Origin of the sequence: Streptomyces sp. NPDC093546, assembly GCF_044765045.1 — a bacterium.
Lineage (GTDB): Bacteria > Actinomycetota > Actinomycetes > Streptomycetales > Streptomycetaceae > Streptomyces.
Window position 1 is genome coordinate 149,347 of record NZ_JBIWJG010000011.1, and the last position, 17,991, is coordinate 167,337.

The following is a 17,991-nucleotide window of genomic DNA, read 5'->3' on the forward strand; positions in this document are numbered from 1 at the left end:
CCGGTCGTGGACCGGGCGCCCCCTCGTTTCCTCCCGTACGCGTCAGCCGGTGTTGCGCAGTCCGGCGGCCACGCCGTTGACGGTGAGCAGCAGCGCCCGCGCGAGCAGCGGGTCGGGCTCCTCGCCGCGTTCGGCGGCGGTGCGCTGGCGGGCCAGCAGGGCGACCTGGAGGTAGGAGATCGGGTCCAGGTAGGCGTCGCGGATGGCGAAGGTCTGCTGGAGGACCGGGTTGGAGTCGAGGAGCTTCTCGCCTCCGGTGACGCGCAGGACCTCGGCGACGGTGAGCTCGTGCTCGGCCCGGATGGTGTCGAAGACGTGCCGGAGGTTCTCGGGCACGAGGGTGTCGACGTAGTGGCGGGCGATCCGCAGGTCGGTCTTGGCGAGGGTCATCTCGACGTTGGAGATGAAGTTGCGGAAGAAGTGCCACTGCTCGTACATCTCGGCGAGTACGGCGTCGAGGCCCGCTTCGCGCAGGGCCTTGAGGCCGGAGCCGACGCCGTACCAGCCGGGGACGATCTGCCGGGACTGGGTCCAGCCGAAGACCCACGGGATGGCGCGCAGGCCGTCGAGGCCGGCGCCGGAGTCGGGGCGGCGGGAGGGCCGGGAGCCGAGGTGCAGGTCGGCGAGCTGGTCGACGGGCGTGGAGGCGAAGAAGTACGCCGGGAGGTCCGGGTCCTCGACGAGCCTGCGGTAGGCGGTGTGGGCGGCCTCGGAGGCGGTGTCCATGGCCGCGTCCCAGCGGGCGAGGGCCTCGTCGGACTGGCGGGGCGCGGTGTGCAGGGCGGACGCCTGGAGAGTGGCCGCGACCGTGAGCTCCAGGTTCTCCCGGGCGAGGGAGGGGATGAGGTACTTGTCGGAGATGACCTCGCCCTGCTCGGTCACCTTGATCTCGCCCTCGAGGGTGCCCCAGGGCTGGGCGAGGATGGCCTCGTGGGTGGGGCCGCCGCCGCGGCCGACGGTGCCGCCGCGGCCGTGGAAGAGGCGGAGCCGTACGCCGTAGCGGTGGGCGACGTCGCGCAGGCGGCGCTGGGCGCGGTGGATCTCCCACTGGGAGGTGGTGATGCCGCCGAACTTGGAGGAGTCGGAGTAGCCGAGCATGACCTCCTGGACGTCGCCGCGCAGGGAGACGAGGCGCCGGTAGGAGGGGTCGGCGAGCATGTCGTTGAGGATGACGTCGGCGGCCTTGAGCTCGTCGGTGGTCTCCAGGAGCGGCACGATGCCGATCTTGGCCCAGCCGGCGTGCAGGTCGACGAGTCCGGCCTCGCGGGCGAGGACGGCGGCGGCGAAGACGTCGTCGGCGCCCTGGCACATGGAGATGATGTAGGACTCGACGACCTCGGGGCCGAACCGCTCGAAGGCGTCCTTGATGGTGAGGAAGACGCCGAGGGTCTTGGTGCCGGCCGCGTCGAGCGGGGCGGGCTGGGGCGCGAGGGGCCGGCGGGAGCGGAGCTCCTTGGCGAGGAGCTTCTGCCGGTAGTCGCGCGGCATGTCCGCGTACCGCCAGGATTCCTCGCCGAGCCGGTCGAAGAGCTGGCCGAGGGCGTGGTGGTGAGCGTCGGCGTGCTCGCGTACGTCCATGGTGGCGAGCTGGAGGCCGAAGGCGGCGAGGGTGCGGATGGTGCGGTCGAGGCGGCCGTCGGCGAAGAGGCCGCCGCGGTGCTCGCGCAGGGAGGTCTGGATCAGGGTGAGGTCGCTCAGCAGCTCGGCGGTGCCGAGGTAGTCGCGGCCGTCCTGGTGCGGGGTGCCCTTGGCGAGGCGCTCGCGGGTGTTGAGGAGCTTCTGGCGGATGCAGGTGGCCTTGAGCCGGTAGGGCTCCTCGGCGTTGAGGCGCTTGTAGCGGGGGCTGATCTCGGGGAGGCTCTCCAGGTCGCGCTGGAGGGAGTCGAGGAGCTCCTGGGTGGCGCCGGCGTACCGGATGGAGTTGGAGAGCTGGGCGCGCAGCTGGTCGATCAGCTCGATGGCGTCGGTGATGCCGTGCTCGTGCTGGAGGATCAGCACCTCGCGGGTCACGGTGGGCGTGACGTTGGGGTTGCCGTCGCGGTCGCCGCCGATCCAGGTGCCGAAGGTGAGGGGGCGGGTGCCGGGCGGCAGCTCGACGCCGACGCGCTCGAGCTCGGCGGCGAGGTCTTCGAGGACGTCGCCGACGGCGTTCGCGTGCAGTTCGTCGAGGTAGTAGATGGCGTTGCGGGCCTCGTCGGCGGGCTCGGGCCGTACGACGCGGAGCTCGTCGGTCTGCCAGATCAGGTCGATGGACTCGGCCAGGCGCAGGTCGTGACGGCGCCGGTCGGAGGCGATGACCGGGGTTTCGAGGAGCTCGGCGATACGGCGGAGCTTGTTCAGCACGGAGCGGCGCGCGGCCTCGGTGGGGTGCGCGGTGAAGACGGGCCGGACGTTGAGGTTCCGGACGGTGTCGCGGACGTGCTGGGGGTCGCCGTCCTTGAGCATGTCGGCGGTGCGGGCGAGGAGGCCGCCCTCGGCGGCGCGCTTCTCGCGCATCTCCTTGCCGCGGTGCACCTGCTCGGTGACGTTGGCGAGGTGGAAGTAGGTGGAGAAGGCGCGGACCAGCTTGGCGGCGGTCTGGAGGTCGGTGTCGCCGAGCAGCGCGGCGGCGGCCTCACCGTCCTCGCGGGTCAGGCGGCGGACCTTCTCCACGAGCTCGAGGAGCTCGTGGCCCTCCTGGCGCACGAGCGTCTCGCCGAGGAGGTCGCCCAGGCGGCGGATGTCGGAACGCAGCTCGGCGTTGGCGGTGGTGGTCTGGTCTGCACTGCTCACAGGTGCGGCTCCTTGCAGTGTTCGAGCACGTCTGGAGGGGTACTGAAAGCTGGCGGACCACGCTGTCCGACGACACCCAGGATAGGTGTCGCCGGGCGTGGCGCCTTCCACTGCCCCCTTGCCGCGCGCCCGCACGCTGACATACTTACGACGCCGTAGGTTACGGGACCGTAGGAATGGGCACCCGTGACACGGTTTCCGTTGTATCCCTCACCCCCAGGGGACCCCATGACCTCAAGCCCCCAAGTGCTCGACACCCCGGACCCAGCCGCCGCTGCTGACGTTTCCCCGGATCTGCCCCTCGCCACTCTCGGCGGGGACAACAAGCGTTCGATCGAGCAGATCACGCTGCTGCTGTTCATCACGGTGCCGTTCCTGGCCCTGGTCGCGGCGGTGCCGCTGGCGTGGGGCTGGGGTGTGAGCTGGCTGGACCTCGGCCTGCTGGTGGCGATGTACTTCATCGGCTGCCACGGCATCACGATCGGTTTCCACCGGTACTTCACCCATGGCTCGTTCAAGGCGAAGCGGCCCCTGCGGATCGCGCTGGCGGTCATGGGGTCGCTGGCGGTGGAGGGCCCACTGGTGCGCTGGGTGGCGGACCACCGCAAGCACCACAAGTTCTCGGACGCGGAGGGCGACCCGCATTCGCCGTGGCGGTTCGGCGAGACGGTGCCGGCGCTGATGAAGGGCCTGTGGTGGGCACACATCGGATGGATGTTCGATGAGGAGCGCACCCCGCAGGCGAAGTACGCGCCCGATCTGATCAAGGACCCGGCGATCCGGGCGATCTCGCGCTGGTTCATCGGCTGGACGGTGCTCTCGCTCGCGATCCCGCCGCTGGTGGGCGGCCTGGTGACGATGTCGTGGTGGGGCGCGTTCACGGCGTTCTTCTGGGGCTCGCTGGTGCGGGTGGCGCTGCTGCACCACGTGACGTGGTCGATCAACTCGATCTGCCACGCGGTCGGCAAGCGCCCGTTCAAGTCGCGGGACCGCTCCGGGAACGTCTGGTGGCTGGCGGTGCTGTCGTGCGGTGAGTCGTGGCACAACCTGCACCACGCCGACCCGACGTCCGCGCGTCACGGCGTGATGCGGGGGCAGATCGACTCCAGCGCCCGGCTGATCCGCTGGTTCGAGAAGCTGGGCTGGGCGTACGACGTGCGCTGGCCGAGCGCCTCGCGGATCGAAGCCCGCCGCCAGGACCGGGCCGCGAACGCGGCATGATGGACGGTGTGGCGATCGACGGCAGCAGCACCAGTAATAGTGACAAACCCAGGCGGGGCCGCCGGGTCCGGATGACGGGAGCCGAGCGCCGCCAGCAGCTGCTCGACATCGGCCGCACCCTCTTCGCAGAGCGGGGCTTCGAGGGCACGTCCGTGGAGGAGATCGCGGCGAAGGCCGGGGTGTCCAAGCCGGTGGTGTACGAGCACTTCGGCGGCAAGGAAGGCCTGTACGCGGTCGTCGTGGACCGCGAGATGCGCCAGCTGCTCGACATGGTGACCGGCGCCCTGACCGCGGGCCACCCGCGCGAGCTCCTCGAACAGGCGGCGTTCGCGCTGCTGGACTACATCGAGGCGTACACGGACGGCTTCCGGATCCTGGTCCGCGACTCCCCGGTGGCGCAGTCCACGGGTACGTTCGCCTCGCTGATCTCGGACATCGCCACGCAGGTGGAGGACATCCTGGGCCTGGAGTTCAAGGCCCGGGGCTTCGACCCGAAGCTGGCGCCGCTGTACGCGCAGGCGCTGGTGGGGATGGTGGCCCTGACGGGCCAGTGGTGGCTGGACGCCCGCAAGCCGAAGAAGGCGGAGGTCGCCGCGCACCTGGTGAACCTCGCCTGGCACGGCCTGGACGGGCTGGAGCCGAAGCCGCGGCTGATAGGCCACCGCAAGAGCTGATCACCGGAGCTGATCACCACCGCAGAACCGATCACCCACGCACGGGCGGAGGGGCGCCGCGCACGACGCGCGGCGCCCCTCCGCTTTCCGCGTGTTCCGCGTCGCTCACTCCGGCTTGTGCGCGACGGCGAAGATCCGGCGGAACGGGAAGACCGTGCCGTGCGGCCCCGGCGGGTAGGCCTTGCGCAGCAGGTCGCGGTACTGGTCGAGGAAGTCGGCGACGGCCTCGTCGTCGCCCTCCAAGGCGGTGAGGACGGGGCGCAGGGCGGTGCCCTTCACCCAGTCGAGGACGGGGTCCTCGCCCTGGAGGAGCTGGGAGTAGACGGTCTCCCAGACCTCGGTGGCGCAGCCCAGGTCGGTGAGGCGGGCCAGGTAGTCGGCGGAGGTGAGGATGTGGACGAAGCGGCGGCCGTGGTCCCCGAGGCGGTCGCGCCACTGCGGCGACTCGCACAGTTCGCCGAGGAGCGCGTGGCTGGGCGAGGTGAAGTTGCCCGGAACCTGGAAGGCGAGCGTGCCGCCCGGGGTGAGGCCGTCGATCCACAGGGGCAGGGACTCGGGGTGGTTGGGCACCCACTGGAGGGCCGCGTTGGAGACGATCAGGTCGTACGGCTCGTCGGGCGCCCAGTGCGCGGCGTCGGCCGGGCGGAAGTCGAGCCAGCCGCCGCCCGGGGTGGTGCCGGCGTAACGCTGCTTGGCCTGCTCCAGCATCTCGGGGGAGAGGTCGAAGCCGGTGATGTGCGCGTCGGGCCAGCGGTCGGCGAGGAGCGCGGTGACGTTGCCGGGGCCACACCCGATGTCGGCGATTCGGGCGGGCCTCCCCTGCGCGGTCGCGGGCAGCTCGGGTATGCGGTTGAGGAGGTCGATGAACGGGCGGGTGCGGTGACTGGAGTGGCGCAGATACTGCTGCGGATCCCAGATTGGTGCGGAATGCATGGAAGAGCCCCCTTGCTGGAACGGAGAACCGAAGCGGAACAGAGTCCCGGCCCCGTCATGCCCAATGGTCCAGGCGAATATTTCTTGACGTCAAGAGACTTCACATCGACAGAGCGCCTACACTGATCGCCATGGAGGACGAGGTCGACCGACTGGTCGCAGCATGGCGCCGCGAGCGCCCCGACCTCGACGTGGAACCGCTCGAGGTGCTCAGCCGCGTGTCCCGGCTGGCCCGGCACCTCGACCGCGCTCGTCGGCTGGCGTTCTCCGAGCACGAGCTGGAGCCCTGGGAGTTCGACGTCCTGACGTCACTGCGCCGCGCGGGCGCCCCCTACCAGCTCTCCCCCGGCCAGCTGCTCACGCAGACGCTCGTCACCTCCGGCACCATGACCAACCGCATCGACCGGCTCGCCAAGAAGGGCCTCGTCGAGCGGCTCCCCGACCCCAGCGACCGCCGCGGCGTCCTCGTGCGCCTCACGCCCGAGGGGCGCGACCGGGCCGACCAGGCGCTCGCCGGGCTGCTCGACCAGGAGCGGGCGATCCTCGTGGAGCTCTCCCGCGCCCAGCGGGCCGAGCTCGCCGCGCTGCTACGCCAGCTGACCGCCCCGTTCGACAACATCCCCTAAGGCCGGACCGAGGTCGGCCGGACCCACCCCGGCCCGGCGGGCCAGTGCGACGGCCGCCAGCGTGGAGTGCACACCCAGCTTGCCCAGCACGTTCTGCATGTGCGTGCGCACGGTGTGCGGGGAGAGGAAGAGGCGCTCGGCGACCGCCTTGCGGCCGAGCCCCGCGACCATGCAGCGCAGCACCTCCCGCTCGCGCGGGGTGAGGGACTCCACCAGCCGCTCGCTCTCCGTGCGGTGCTTCCGCGCGGCCGTCAGCTCGCGCAGCACCCCGGTGAGCAGGGCCGGCGGCAGGTGGGTCTCATCGCGCAGGACGCCCCGGATCACCGCCAGCAGCCGTTGGAGCGAGCAGTCCTTGGCGACCCAGCCGGAGGCCCCGGCCTGGAGGGCGAGCGCCGCCCGGCGCGGGTCGTCCTTCTCGGCGAGCACGACGGTCCGCACGGTGGGCTGACCGGCGCGGACGCTCGCGACGAGCGAGATGCCGTCGACCAGCTCCTCGCCGTGGTCCGGGACCGCGCGCGGCGGGGCGGCCGGAAGCGAGGCCGTCGGAGGCGGGGCGGTCCGGGGCGCGGGCACCGTCACCGCCGGGTTCACCGCCGGGCTCGCGGCGGGCGGGCCGCCCGCGCCGAGGTCGGCGTCGATCAGCAGGACGTCGAACCTGCGGCCCTCGGAGGCCGCCCGCTCCAGGCAGCGCAGCGCGGCGGGGCCGCTGCCGGCCGCCGCGACGTCCACGTCGGGCTCGGCGGCGAGGGCCGCGGCGAGCGACTCGGCGAAGATGCGGTGGTCGTCCACCACCAGAACCCGGATACGGACCACTGACACCCCCAAGTGTCGCCGCTGCGTCGAGGAAGGGAGCAGCCGCGGGTACGGCGCCCGGAGAGGAGGTCTCGTGGTCGTCGCGCGGCCGCCGCCGCGCAGTGACTGTTACCCCGCCCCGGGCGTCGTACCCGACTGTCTCGCCCCTGATCAGCGCCGGCCCCCACCGGCACCGTGCATCAGAGTACGGCCGGCGGCCCGGAGGGGAAGGCGGTTTGCGGAACTGACCGGTTACGCGAGGCGGCGCGCTCCCGCCGACGGGACCGCCGGGAAGACGCGCGGAGCCGTGAACCCGGCGGCGGCGAAGGCCGCTTCGACCGCCTTCGTCACCGTTTCCGCGCCGTCCGCCTCGGTCAGCACGATCGCCGAGCCGCCGAAGCCGCCGCCCGTCATCCGCGCGCCCAGCGCGCCCGCCTCGGTCGCCGCGGCCACCACCAGGTCCAGCTCGGGGCAGGAAACCCGCAGATCATCGCGGAGGGACGCGTGCCCCTCGGTGAGCACCGGCCCCACCGCCCGTACGTCTCCGGCGTCGAGCAGCGCGATCGTCCGCCGCACGCGGTCGTTGTCGGAGACGACGTGGCGGACGTAGGAGCGAATCGTTTCGTCGGACAACCGCCGCAGGGCATCGGGCAGTTGCACGTGGTCGATTTCGCGCAGCGCGCGCACGCCGAGCGCCCGCGCGCCCGCCTCGCACCCGGCGCGCCGCTCGGCGTACGCGCCGTCGCCGAGCGCGTGCTTCACCCGCGTGTCGACGACCAGCAGCCGGAGCCCCCGCGCGGCGAGGTCGAACGGCACCTGGCGGTGCGACAGGTCGCGGGTGTCGAGGTGCAGGGCGTGCCCCTCGGTGCAGCACGCCGACGCCATCTGGTCCATCACGCCGCACGGCACGCCCACGAAGGCGTTCTCCGCGCGCTGCGCGAGCACGGCCAACACCTCGCGCGCCAACCCGAGTTCGTACAGCTCGCTCAGCGCCAGGGCGGTGACGACCTCCAGGGCGGCCGACGACGACAGGCCGGCGCCGGTCGGGACGGTGGAGGCGAGGTGGATGTCGGCACCGGTGACGGGGTGGCCGGCGTCGCGCAGCGCCCACACGACCCCGGCGGGGTACGCCGCCCAGCCGGTGTCCGAGCGGGGGACCAGCTCGTCGGGCGCGAGCTCGACGACACCCTGGCCGACGTCGGCGGAGTGGACGCGCAGCCGCCCGTCGGAGCGCCGCGCCACCGCGGCGACGGCGGCGTGCGGGAGGGCCAGCGGCATCACGAAGCCGTCGTTGAAGTCGGTGTACTCGCCGATCAGGTTGACCCGGCCGGGCGCGGCCCACACGCCCTCGGGCGCGTACCCGTACAGCCGCCGGAAGTCCCGCGCGATGTCCGTGTGCACGGTGTCCGTCTGCGCGATGTCCGTCATTCCCCGTCCCCCGCTTCCCGCTTCCGCGCGAACTCCCACGCGTCCGCCACGATGTCCGCCAGGCCGGGGCGGGACGGCTGCCAGCCGAGCCGCTCGCGGGCGGCCTCGGCCGAGGCGACCAGGACCGCCGGGTCGCCGGCGCGGCGCGGGGCGACGACCTCCGGCACCGGGTGGCCGGTCACCTTCCGCACGGTCTCGATGACCTCGCGGACGGAGAAGCCGTTGCCGTTGCCGAGGTTGCAGATCAGGTGCTCGCCCGGCTCGACCGCGCTAAGGGCCAGCAGGTGCGCCTCGGCGAGGTCGGCGACGTGGATGTAGTCGCGTACGCAGGTGCCGTCGGGGGTCGGGTAGTCGTCGCCGTAGACGGAGATCGACGCCCGCTTGCCGAGGGCGACCTGGAGGACGAGCGGGATGAGGTGCGACTCGGGGTCGTGGCGCTCGCCGCACTCCCCGTACGCGCCCGCGACATTGAAGTACCGCAGCGAGGCGGCGGCCAGGCCGTGGGCGGCGGCCTCGCCGGTGAGCATGTGGTCGACGGCGAGCTTGGAGGCGCCGTACGGGCTGGTGGGCGCGGTCGGGTCGGTCTCGGTGAGGGGCGTGGAGACCGGTTCGCCGTAGGTGGCGGCCGTGGAGGAGAAGACGAGCCGGCGCACGCCCGCGTCGCGCATGGCGGCGAGCAGCGCGATGGTGCCGCCGACGTTGTTGACCCAGTACTTCTCGGGGTCGGTGACCGACTCGCCGACCTGCGAGAAGGCGGCGAAGTGGAGCACGCCGTCGTAGGAGGCGTCGAGGTGGCGGGCGGCGTCCTGGACGCGGCCCTCGACGAAGCGGGCCCCGGCTGGGACGCCTTCGCGGAAGCCGGTCGACAGGTCGTCCAGGACGGTCACCTCGTGTCCGGCCTCCAGCAGGTGTGCGGCGACCACCCCGCCGACGTAGCCGGCTCCGCCGGTCACCAGGTACTTGCTCACTTGCTCGCCACCTCTCGCAGTCGCCGGGCCGCGGCCTCCGGCGGTACGTCGTTGATGAACACACTCATGCCCGACTCCGAGCCCGCCAGGAACTTCAGCTTGCCTGCGGTGCGCCGGATGGTGAAAAGCTCCAGATGCAGGGCGAAGTCGCCGCGCCGGGGGTCGCGCAGCGGCGCCTGGTGCCAGGCGGCGATGTACGGCGTCGGGGGCTCGCCCGGCCCGAAGATCCGGTCGAAGCGGCGCAGGAGCTCCAGGTAGACGCCGGGGAACTCGGCGCGGGCCGCGTCGCCCAGGGCGCGCAGGTCGGGCACGCGCCGCGTGGGGTGGAGGTGCACTTCGTACGGCCAGTGCGCGGCGTACGGCACGAAGGCGAGCCACTCGTCGGTCTCCAGGACCACCCGTTCGGCGTCGGCGCGCTCGCGGGCGAGGAGGTCGTCGAAGAGGTTGCGGCCGGTGGCGGCGCGGTGGGCGTCGAGGGAGCGGAGCATCGCCGCCGTGCGGGGGGTGGTGAAGGGGTACGCGTAGATCTGGCCGTGCGGATGGCCGAGGGTGACGCCGATCTCGGCGCCCCGGTTCTCGAAGCAGAAGACCTGCTCGACCTGGTCCAGTTCGGCGAGCTCGGCGGTCCGGTCGGTCCACGCCTCCAGGACGAGGGCGGCCTGCTCCTCGGTGAGGTCGGCGAAGGAGGCGTCGTGGTCGGGGGTGAAGCAGACGACCTCGCAGCGCCCGGAGTCGCCGGCGAGGGAGGGGAAGCGGTTCTCGAAGACGACGACGTCGTAGTCGGAGTCGGGGATCTCGCTGTGCCGGCCGTCCCGGGAGGGGCACAGGGGGCACTCGTCCGCGGGCGGGTGGTAGGTGCGGCCCTGGCGGTGCGAGGCGATGGCGACGGAGTCGCCGAGGAGGGGGTCGTGCCGGATCTCGGAGGTGGTGGAGATGGGGTCGAGGGGGCGGGGGTCGACGGCGTCGCGCACGGCGTCGTCCCGCCGGTCGTAGTAGACCAGCTCACGCCCGTCGGCCAGCCGGGTCGACGTCTTCTTCACTGCGGGCTCCTGCCGTGCGCCGTTCCAACACAACCACACACAAGGAACCACAACCGAACATCGCAGTCAATGCCGAAGCGCGCCCGGCCGGCGAGCGGGGCGGCGAACGGGGCGTTTCAGTCGGTGGGCTGGTGCGAGGCGTGGCGCAGGGCGGCGCGGTCCAGCAGGCCCGTACGGGCGGCGAGGGCGGCGGCCTCCAGGCGGGAGCCGACGCCGAGCTTCATCAGCACGCGCTGCACATGCGTCCGCGCGGTGCTCGGCGCGATGTGCATGCCCGCGGCGATCAGGCGCGTGTCCTCGCCCTCCGCGACCCGGACGAGGACCTCCACCTCGCGCGGGGTGAGCATGCGCAGCAGCCGCTGGCCCTCGTCGTCGGGCTGGGCCGCCGGGTTCAGCAGTTCGGTGAAGGCGCTCTGGAGCAGCTGCGGCGCGACCGCCACTTCGCCCGCCCTGGCCTTGAGCATCGCCCGCTCGACGCCTTCGATGCGCTCGTCGTGGCGCACGTAGCCGGACGCGCCCGCGGCGAACGCCGCCGCGATCCCGCGCGGGCTCGGCACCGGGCCGAGGATGACCACCGCCACCTGCGGGCGGTCCTGCTTGATGCGGACGACCGGGTCGAAGGCGCCCGGTTCCGCCGGGGCGGCCGTGCCCAGCAGGCAGACCTCCGGCGCGCGGCTCACCACCAGTTCGGCCGCGCCGGCGGCGGGTGCGGCTGCCGCGAGCACCCGGTGCCCGCGCAGTTTCAGCGCCGAGGCGAGCGCCTCGGCGAGCAGGCGGTGGTCGTCGACCACCATGAGCCGCACGCCCATCGAGCAATCCCCCATCCCCGCCGGTCCCGGCTCCCCGCCGGCTCCGGCCCCCCGCCGTCCCCGGCACTGTTGACCCGGCAAGCTACACGCTTGTTCGACGTCTCGCGCCCCCTCGCTGCCAGAAGCCCCCCGGAATGTCGAATTCTTCGCTGATAAGGGCTACTTGGAGCCCTTTATGGTGACGGCCCGGCACCTCGGTCTTCCGAGGTGCCGGGCCGGGCGACGGACCCGCCGCGAGGGGCGGGCGGGCGTCAGCGCGTGGTGTACGCCAGCACGAAGTACTGCGTGTCGTCGGTCGACGAGGCGCTCCGCTCGGAGATCATCCGCTCCGAGATGAACAGCCGTCCGGCGGCGTAGCGGATCTCCGCGTGGTCGAGCGAGAAGCTTCCCTCGGCGTCGCGCACGGACTTGTCGGCCGGGTTCTCCATCAGGACGGTCTGCTTGAAGGTGGCCCCGTCGATGCTGACGATCTGGCCGCCCTTGTCGTAGGGCGGCTCCTTGTAGGCGATGATGTTGCCGCCGTCCATGCGCAGCGGGAACATCGAGTACCGCTCGCCCGCCTCGGCCTTGTCGCTGGTGGGCTTGCCGGTGGTCAGGTCGAAGGAGACGATCTCGTTGGTCTGGCCGTACGCCTCGCCGGTGCCTTCGTGCTCCTCGGTGGGCAGGTAGACGCGGCCGTTGCCGACGACGACCTTGCTGCACGCCTCGACCATCGTGGAGTCGCAGTCGCCGGCGAACCGCTCGGCGTCCACCGCGATCTTGACCTTCAGCTTGCCGGTCTTCTCGTCGATGGAGAAGAGGTCGGAGATGGAGGAACCGTCACCGGCGGTGTCGCCGACGTCGGCCGCGACGACCAGCGGCTTCGTGGAGATGATGCCCACGTACTCCACCCCGGCCGGCATCTTGAACTGCGAGAGCGGCCGCCCGCTCGCCGGGTCGAGGTTCTGGATCATCACGTACTGCTGGTTGTGCGGGCCGCACTTGCGCGCCGCGACGAGCGCCTGGCCGCCGCCGTACCCCATGTCGAAGCACTGGTCGGTGTTGGCCTGGGGCTTCCAGAGCTCCTTGCCGGTGGCCAGGTTCCAGGCCGCGCCGCCGTCGGTGCCGCCCGCGGCGACCGTGCCGGCGCCGACGGTGACCTCGGTGAACCGGGTCTTGGCGTCGCCGTTCGCGCCGGCCACGGACTTGCTCCACAGCAGCTTGCCCGTGGTCAGGTCGACGACGCCGATCTCGGTACACGGCTGGTAGTACTTCGGGGCGACGCGCTTGGTGGCCTCGAAGCCGATCGCCGCCTTGTTGTCCTGGACGTGGCGGGACGCCGCGCAGACCTGGCCCGGCAGGGCGAGGGTCCACAGCGGGGTGCCCTTGTCCAGGTCGTACCCGACGACCGAGTTGACGCCCGACTTCACGTACGCCTTGTCGGTGGTCCAGGAGCCGACCACGGTGGTCAGGTCCGCGACCGCGGGGTGCGGCATCTGGAAGGCCACCTTGGAACGGGTGTTGGCGGGCGCCTTCTCCGTGCCGGGCCCGTCGGGCGCCTTGCCGCCGCCATCACCGCCGCCCTGTCCGGCGGTGGCGCCGGAGGTGGCGCCCTTCGCCTCGTCGCCCTTGCCGCCGCCTCCGTCGCCGCTGCTGGTCGCGTACCAGATGCCGCCCGCGATGATCAGGACCACGGCGACGGCCGCGGCGATGATGATCTGCATCTGGGTGGACAGCTTCTTGCCGCCCTGCGGGGGCAGCGGCGGCTGCGCCGGGGGCTGCTGGTGCAGGGGGGCGGTCGGGTAGCCGTAGCCGTACGGCTGCTGGCCGGGCACAGTGCCCGGCGCCTGACCCGGCGCCTGGGGATAGCCGTAGCCGGGGGGCTGGCCCGGGGCCTGGGGGTAGCCGTAACCCTGGTTCGGCGGCGGGGTGGGGGCGCCGAAACCGCCCTGGGGCGGAGGGCCCGGCGGCTGGTTCGGCGGCTGGTTCGGCGGCTGGCTCGGGGGCGGGGGTGGCTGCGTCATGGTGTGGGTCCCTCTGGGGTCCGGTGCGGGCCCTGCTGGCGGTGCGTCACTTGGAGAAGGCCATCATCGTCTTGGTCTGCTTCTCCTGCTCGTCGTTGCTCGCGCTCACGCGACCGCTGACGATGAAGAACCGGCCGTCGGCGTAGGCGTACTTCGCGTCGAAGAACGTCCTCTCGATCTGGGCCGTCGACTGCGGGTGCTGGAGCAGCACCGTGGGGCTGCCGCCGGTCGGCGCGAGCGTGGCGACCGCTCCGCCCCGGTCCCACGAGCCCTCCATGTAGAGCAGCACGTTGGCGCCCTCCATGCGCAGCGGCGTCATGGTCTTCTTCGGGCCCGCCGAGGCGCGCCACTTGGGCTTGCCGGTGTCGAGGTTGAACGCCACCACCTCATTGGTGCCGTCGGTCACCGACGTGGGGGCGGTCGCCATGTAGAAGGTGGTGGCGTCGGCGGCGACGCCGATGCAGCCCTCCAGGTTCTGGCCGAAGACGATGAAGCTGCCGCCGCAGTTGGCCTCGAACTTGTCCTTGCCGCCGTCGAGCGTGGAGCGGAGCTTGCCGGTGTCCGTCAGCGCGAAGACGGACCACTTCTTCTCCTTGCGCTGGGTCGCCGAGACGACCAGCGGGCTGACGGAGTAGACCTTGTCGACCTCCCAGTTGGGCGCCAGCTTGTACGACCACTTGGGCTTGCCCGTGGCCGGGTCGACCTCGCTGATCTCGTGCTGCTGCTTCTCGTAGTCGCCGGTGGGGCAGCTGGAGGCGGCGATGAGCTTGGGCCCGCCGGCGAAGGCGTACGGCTGGCAGCCGCCGGACCGCTTGCCGAAGAGCTGCTTGCCGTCGGCGAGGGAGTAGCCGTAGGAGTTGTTGGTGCCTGCGGCGGTGACGGTGGTGCCGCTGATGGCGAGCGTGACGTCGGAGAGGGCGCTGAAGCCGGTGCCCTTGGCGATGGTCTGCTTCCAGCCCGCCTTGCCGGTCTTGAGGTCGATCTGCTGGAGCTGGAGGCAGTCGGCGCGGTCGCCGGTGCCGTCCTTGACGCCGATGACGATGGTGCCGTTGGCGGCGGGCGCGACGGGGGCGGCGCACACCTCGGTGGTGAACGGCACCTCCCACTTCTTCTTGCCGTCGGCGACCGAGTAGCCGCTGATGCTCTTGTACATGGCCTTGACGAGGGTGTCGCCGACGACCCAGGGGCCGTGCACGTCCGCGCCGTTGCGCGGGAGGTCGACGTCGTTGGTGCCGAGCCACGCGACCTTGGCCTCGCCGTCCTTGCGCCCGGCGTTGAGGTCGTCCTCGGCGCCGCGGCCGTCGCCGTTGCCGTCGCCCTGGTCGACGTCACCGGAGCCGGTGGGGTCGGGCGCGGCGCTGGAGCCCTTGGCGTCGGGCTTCTTGGGGTCGGTGTCGTCACCGCTGACGGCGAACCAGGTGCCGCCGCCGATGACGAGGAGGGCGGCCACGGCGGCGCCGATGATGACGCCGGGCTTGCCCTTGAAGGGGTTGCGGCCGCCACCGGCGGGCGCCGGGGCCGGCGCACCGGGGTACTGCGGCTGCCCGGGGTAACCGCCGTAGGGGCCGGGCTGCGGCTGGCCGTACGGGCCCGGCTGCTGGCCGTAGGGGCCGGGCTGGGGGGCGTACGGGCCCGGCTGCTGGGGGTAGCCGTAACCGGGCTGGACCCCCTGCGGCGGGGCGGCGGGTGGCGGGCCCGCCGGCGGCTGCGACGGCGGCATGGGCGGCTGGGCCGGGGGCATCGGCGGCTGGGCCGGCGGCTGTCCCGGGGGCTGGGGGAATCCTTGCTGCGGGTCCTGCGGAGACCCGAAGCCGCCCCCCTGCGGCGGTTGCTGGCTGGGCGGCTGAGTCATCAGCGCTTCCCCCTTCGTGCGGTCCGGTGAACGACCGGCCTCCCCCGCGATTCCGGGGCGCACGTACGCGCACGCGTACCGCCGGAATGGAGCGAATCGGACACGGATTCCGCAGTGTTACGTGAGTCGAGCGGGGCTTCTTTCTATCACTCGGGTACGACACGAAAGGGGCTGGTCCGCCCCTGTTCCCAAGGGAGGACCGGCCCGTGATGCCCTCGTTATGCGCTCTCCACGCCTTCGTCACGCCCCTTTGAGGGTCGGAGGGTCAGGCGTCGTCGGCGAGTTCCAGCCAGCGCATCTCCAAGTCCTCGCGCTGCGCGGCCAGTTCCCTCAGCTCCGCGTCCAGTTTCGCCACCTTCTCGAAGTCCGTGGCGTTTTCGGCGATCTGAGTGTGGAGCTTGCTCTCCTTCTCGGAGACCTTGTCGAGCTGGCGCTCGATCTTCTGCAGCTCCTTCTTGGCGGCGCGGGAGTCGCCCGCGGACTTCTCCTTCGCGGGCGCGGACGCGGACGCCGACGCGGCGGCCGGTGCCGGGGCGGCCGTGTCGATCATCCTCTGGCGCCGCTCCAGGTACTCGTCGATGCCGCGCGGCAGCATGCGCAGCGTGGCGTCGCCGAGGAGCGCGAACGTCTTGTCCGTCGTGCGCTCGATGAAGAACCGGTCGTGGGAGATGACGACCATCGAGCCGGGCCAGCCGTCGAGGAGGTCCTCCAGCTGCGTGAGGGTCTCGATGTCGAGGTCGTTGGTGGGCTCGTCGAGGAAGAGGACGTTCGGCTCGTCCATCAGCAGGCGCAGCAGCTGGAGGCGGCGGCGCTCACCGCCGGAGAGGTCGCCGACGGGCGTCCACTGCTTCTCCTTGGTGAAGCCGAACTGCTCGCACAGCTGCCCCGCCGTCATCTCGCGGCCCTTGCCGAGGTCGACGCGGTCGCGCACCTGCTGGACTGCCTCCAGCACGCGCAGCGTCGGCGGCAGTTCGGCGACGTCCTGCGAGAGGTACGCGAGGCGTACCGTCTTGCCGACGACGATCCGCCCGCCGGCCGGCTGCTTCTCGCCCTGGGTGGCGGCGGCCTCGGCGAGGGCGCGCAGCAGCGAGGTCTTGCCGGCGCCGTTGACACCGACCAGGCCGATGCGGTCGCCGGGGCCGAGCTGCCAGGTCAGGTGCTTGAGCAGCATCTTGGGCCCGGCGGTGACGGTCACGTCCTCCAGGTCGAAGACGGTCTTGCCGAGCCGGGCGTTGGCGAACTTCATCAGCTCGCTGCTGTCGCGCGGCGGCGGTACGTCCGCGATGAGCGCGTTCGCCGCCTCGATGCGGAACCGCGGCTTCGAGGTGCGCGCCGGGGCGCCGCGCCGCAGCCAGGCCAGCTCCTTGCGCATCAGGTTCTGCCGCTTGACCTCCTCGGTGGCGGCGATGCGCTCGCGCTCGGCGCGCGCGAAGACGTAGTCGGAGTAGCCGCCCTCGTACTCGTGCACCGCGCCGCGCTGGACGTCCCACATGCGCGTGCAGACCTGGTCGAGGAACCACCGGTCGTGCGTGACGCAGACGAGCGCGGAGCGCCGGGCCCGCAGGTGCTGGGCGAGCCAGGCGATGCCCTCGACGTCGAGGTGGTTGGTGGGCTCGTCGAGGACGATCAGGTCCTGCTCGGCGATGAGCAGCTTGGCGAGCGCGATGCGCCGCCGCTCGCCGCCGGAGAGCGGCCCGATGACGGTGTCGAGGCCCTGCGGGAAGCCGGGCAGGTCGAGCCCGCCGAAGAGCCCGGTGAGCACGTCGCGGATCTTGGCGTTGCCGGCCCACTCGTGGTCGGCGAGGTCGCCGATGACCTCGTGCCGGACGGTGGCGGCGGGGTCGAGCGAGTCGTGCTGCGTGAGCACCCCGAGGCGGAGCCCGCCGCTGTGCGTGACACGGCCGGTGTCGGCCTCCTCCAGCTTGGCGATCATCCGGATGAGGGTGGTCTTGCCGTCCCCGTTGCGCCCGACGACGCCGATCCGGTCCCCCTCGGAGACGCCGAGGGACACACCGTCCAGCAGGGCACGGGTGCCGTACACCTTGCTGACTGCCTCGACATTGACGAGGTTGACTGCCATGTCACTCCTGCTACGGGGGGAAGGGCCGACCTACCAGGGTAGCCGCCGCGGACAGTGCGATAGCGTGCGCGTTCGTTCGAACGGACTCTGGGTGGGGATCTTCATGGGGCGGTACGTGGCGCGGGGCGCGGTTCCGGCGGTCGTGGTGGCGGCGGGGCTGCTGCTGAGCGGGTGTTCGTCGGAGCCGGAGAAGCCGGGGAAGCCGGCCGGGGAGAAGGCGCAGGCGTCCGCTTCGGCGTCGCCGTCGAAGGCCGCTTCCGCCGACGCCGCCCCTGGCGCCGCCGTCAAGGGCGCGACCCTCGGCGGCGCGGGGTCGCCGTGCGCGCTGCCCGTGTCGTTCGACACCGCGCAGGACTGGGTGGCGAAGAAGGTGACCGCCCCGGAGGACCCGGACCTCGCCGAGCTCATCCGCCAGGGCCCGGTCACGATGGCCTGCGAGGTGGACGCCAAGCCCGCCGGGCACCTCGGCTTCCTGCGCGTGTGGACCGGCACCGGGAAGGGCGGCTCCCCGCGCCAGGCGCTGGAGGCGTTCGTGACCGCCGACAAGGGCGCGAGCGAGGCACGGTACACCGAGATCAAGGCGGGCGCCCTGCCGGCGACGGAGGTCACGTACACGTACACGAGCGACCTCCTCGACGAGTCGAAGCCGGAGCGCGCGTTCGCGGTGACGACCCCGAGCGGCCCGGTGGTCGTGCATCTGGGCGGCCTGGACGCCGCGGAGCACCAGGCGATGCTGCCGGCGTACGACCTGGCGAAGAAGTCGGTCGCCCTCAACGGCTGACCGGCCAGGGTC

At 72.2% G+C, this 17,991-nt stretch carries 14 protein-coding genes; 4 read left to right on the plus strand and 10 right to left on the minus strand.

Going from position 1 to position 17,991, the window contains the following annotated elements:
• Positions 1 to 42: 42 nt before the first annotated feature.
• Positions 43 to 2,772 (minus strand): phosphoenolpyruvate carboxylase, encoded by a 2,730-nt coding sequence (gene ppc / locus ACIRNI_RS23580; protein WP_403553995.1) that lies wholly within the window; start codon positions 2,770 to 2,772, stop codon positions 43 to 45.
• Between the two features lie 228 nt (positions 2,773 to 3,000).
• On the opposite strand from ppc, the gene ACIRNI_RS23585 reads away from it, so the two are divergent.
• Positions 3,001 to 3,993 carry an acyl-CoA desaturase gene (locus ACIRNI_RS23585; RefSeq protein ID WP_403553997.1) on the plus strand — a complete coding sequence of 331 codons (993 nt, stop codon included), beginning with the start codon at positions 3,001 to 3,003 and terminating at the stop codon, positions 3,991 to 3,993.
• Positions 3,990 to 4,667, plus strand: a complete 678-nt coding sequence (locus ACIRNI_RS23590; RefSeq protein ID WP_355361850.1) for a TetR/AcrR family transcriptional regulator — start codon at positions 3,990 to 3,992, stop codon at positions 4,665 to 4,667. The genes ACIRNI_RS23585 and ACIRNI_RS23590 overlap by 4 nt, the downstream gene beginning before the upstream one ends.
• Positions 4,668 to 4,772: 105 nt before the next feature.
• Here the strand turns inward: ACIRNI_RS23590 and ACIRNI_RS23595 are convergent, their stop codons facing one another.
• On the minus strand, positions 4,773 to 5,600 hold the full coding sequence (locus tag ACIRNI_RS23595; RefSeq protein ID WP_403554000.1) for a trans-aconitate 2-methyltransferase: 828 nt from the start codon (positions 5,598 to 5,600) through the stop codon (positions 4,773 to 4,775).
• A gap of 131 nt (positions 5,601 to 5,731) precedes the next feature.
• Between ACIRNI_RS23595 and tamR the strand changes: the two genes are divergently transcribed.
• Complete coding sequence (tamR, locus tag ACIRNI_RS23600) at positions 5,732 to 6,226, plus strand: MarR family transcriptional regulator TamR (RefSeq protein ID WP_355361846.1); 495 nt, start codon at positions 5,732 to 5,734, stop codon at positions 6,224 to 6,226.
• On the opposite strand, the gene ACIRNI_RS23605 is transcribed toward tamR, so the two are convergent.
• The 8 genes from ACIRNI_RS23605 to ACIRNI_RS23640 all read right to left on the minus strand — a co-directional run bounded on the left by ACIRNI_RS23605 (position 6,188) and on the right by ACIRNI_RS23640 (position 17,198).
• Positions 6,188 to 7,039, minus strand: coding sequence for a LuxR C-terminal-related transcriptional regulator (locus ACIRNI_RS23605; RefSeq protein WP_403554131.1), 852 nt, complete (start codon positions 7,037 to 7,039; stop codon positions 6,188 to 6,190). The two genes, tamR and ACIRNI_RS23605, sit on opposite strands and share 39 nt — an antisense overlap.
• Before the next feature lie 231 nt (positions 7,040 to 7,270).
• The gene (gene galK / locus ACIRNI_RS23610; protein ID WP_403554002.1) at positions 7,271 to 8,446 is read right to left on the minus strand and encodes a galactokinase; all 1,176 of its coding nucleotides are present in this window, start codon (positions 8,444 to 8,446) and stop codon (positions 7,271 to 7,273) included.
• Positions 8,443 to 9,414, minus strand: a complete 972-nt coding sequence (gene galE / locus ACIRNI_RS23615) for a UDP-glucose 4-epimerase GalE (protein ID WP_403554004.1) — start codon at positions 9,412 to 9,414, stop codon at positions 8,443 to 8,445. Before galE ends, galK begins: the two co-directional genes overlap by 4 nt.
• A complete protein-coding gene (gene galT, locus ACIRNI_RS23620; protein WP_355361838.1) occupies positions 9,411 to 10,454 on the minus strand; it encodes a galactose-1-phosphate uridylyltransferase in 1,044 nt (347 codons plus the stop codon). Before galT ends, galE begins: the two co-directional genes overlap by 4 nt.
• Before the next feature lie 116 nt (positions 10,455 to 10,570).
• On the minus strand, positions 10,571 to 11,263 hold the full coding sequence (locus ACIRNI_RS23625; RefSeq protein ID WP_355361836.1) for a LuxR C-terminal-related transcriptional regulator: 693 nt from the start codon (positions 11,261 to 11,263) through the stop codon (positions 10,571 to 10,573).
• A 251-nt stretch (positions 11,264 to 11,514) separates the two neighbouring features.
• A complete protein-coding gene (locus tag ACIRNI_RS23630; RefSeq protein WP_403554007.1) occupies positions 11,515 to 13,266 on the minus strand; it encodes a PQQ-binding-like beta-propeller repeat protein in 1,752 nt (583 codons plus the stop codon).
• 46 nt (positions 13,267 to 13,312) lie between these two features.
• Positions 13,313 to 15,118, minus strand: a complete 1,806-nt coding sequence (locus ACIRNI_RS23635) for a PQQ-binding-like beta-propeller repeat protein (protein WP_403554009.1) — start codon at positions 15,116 to 15,118, stop codon at positions 13,313 to 13,315.
• Between the two features lie 265 nt (positions 15,119 to 15,383).
• A complete protein-coding gene (locus ACIRNI_RS23640) occupies positions 15,384 to 17,198 on the minus strand; it encodes an ABC-F family ATP-binding cassette domain-containing protein (RefSeq protein WP_403554011.1) in 1,815 nt (604 codons plus the stop codon).
• A 64-nt stretch (positions 17,199 to 17,262) separates the two neighbouring features.
• Here ACIRNI_RS23640 and ACIRNI_RS23645 point away from each other — a divergent pair, with 64 nt between their 5' ends.
• Positions 17,263 to 17,979: a lipoprotein gene (locus ACIRNI_RS23645; RefSeq protein WP_403554013.1), complete on the plus strand. Its 717-nt coding sequence runs from the start codon at positions 17,263 to 17,265 to the stop codon at positions 17,977 to 17,979.
• Positions 17,980 to 17,991: the final 12 nt, after the last annotated feature.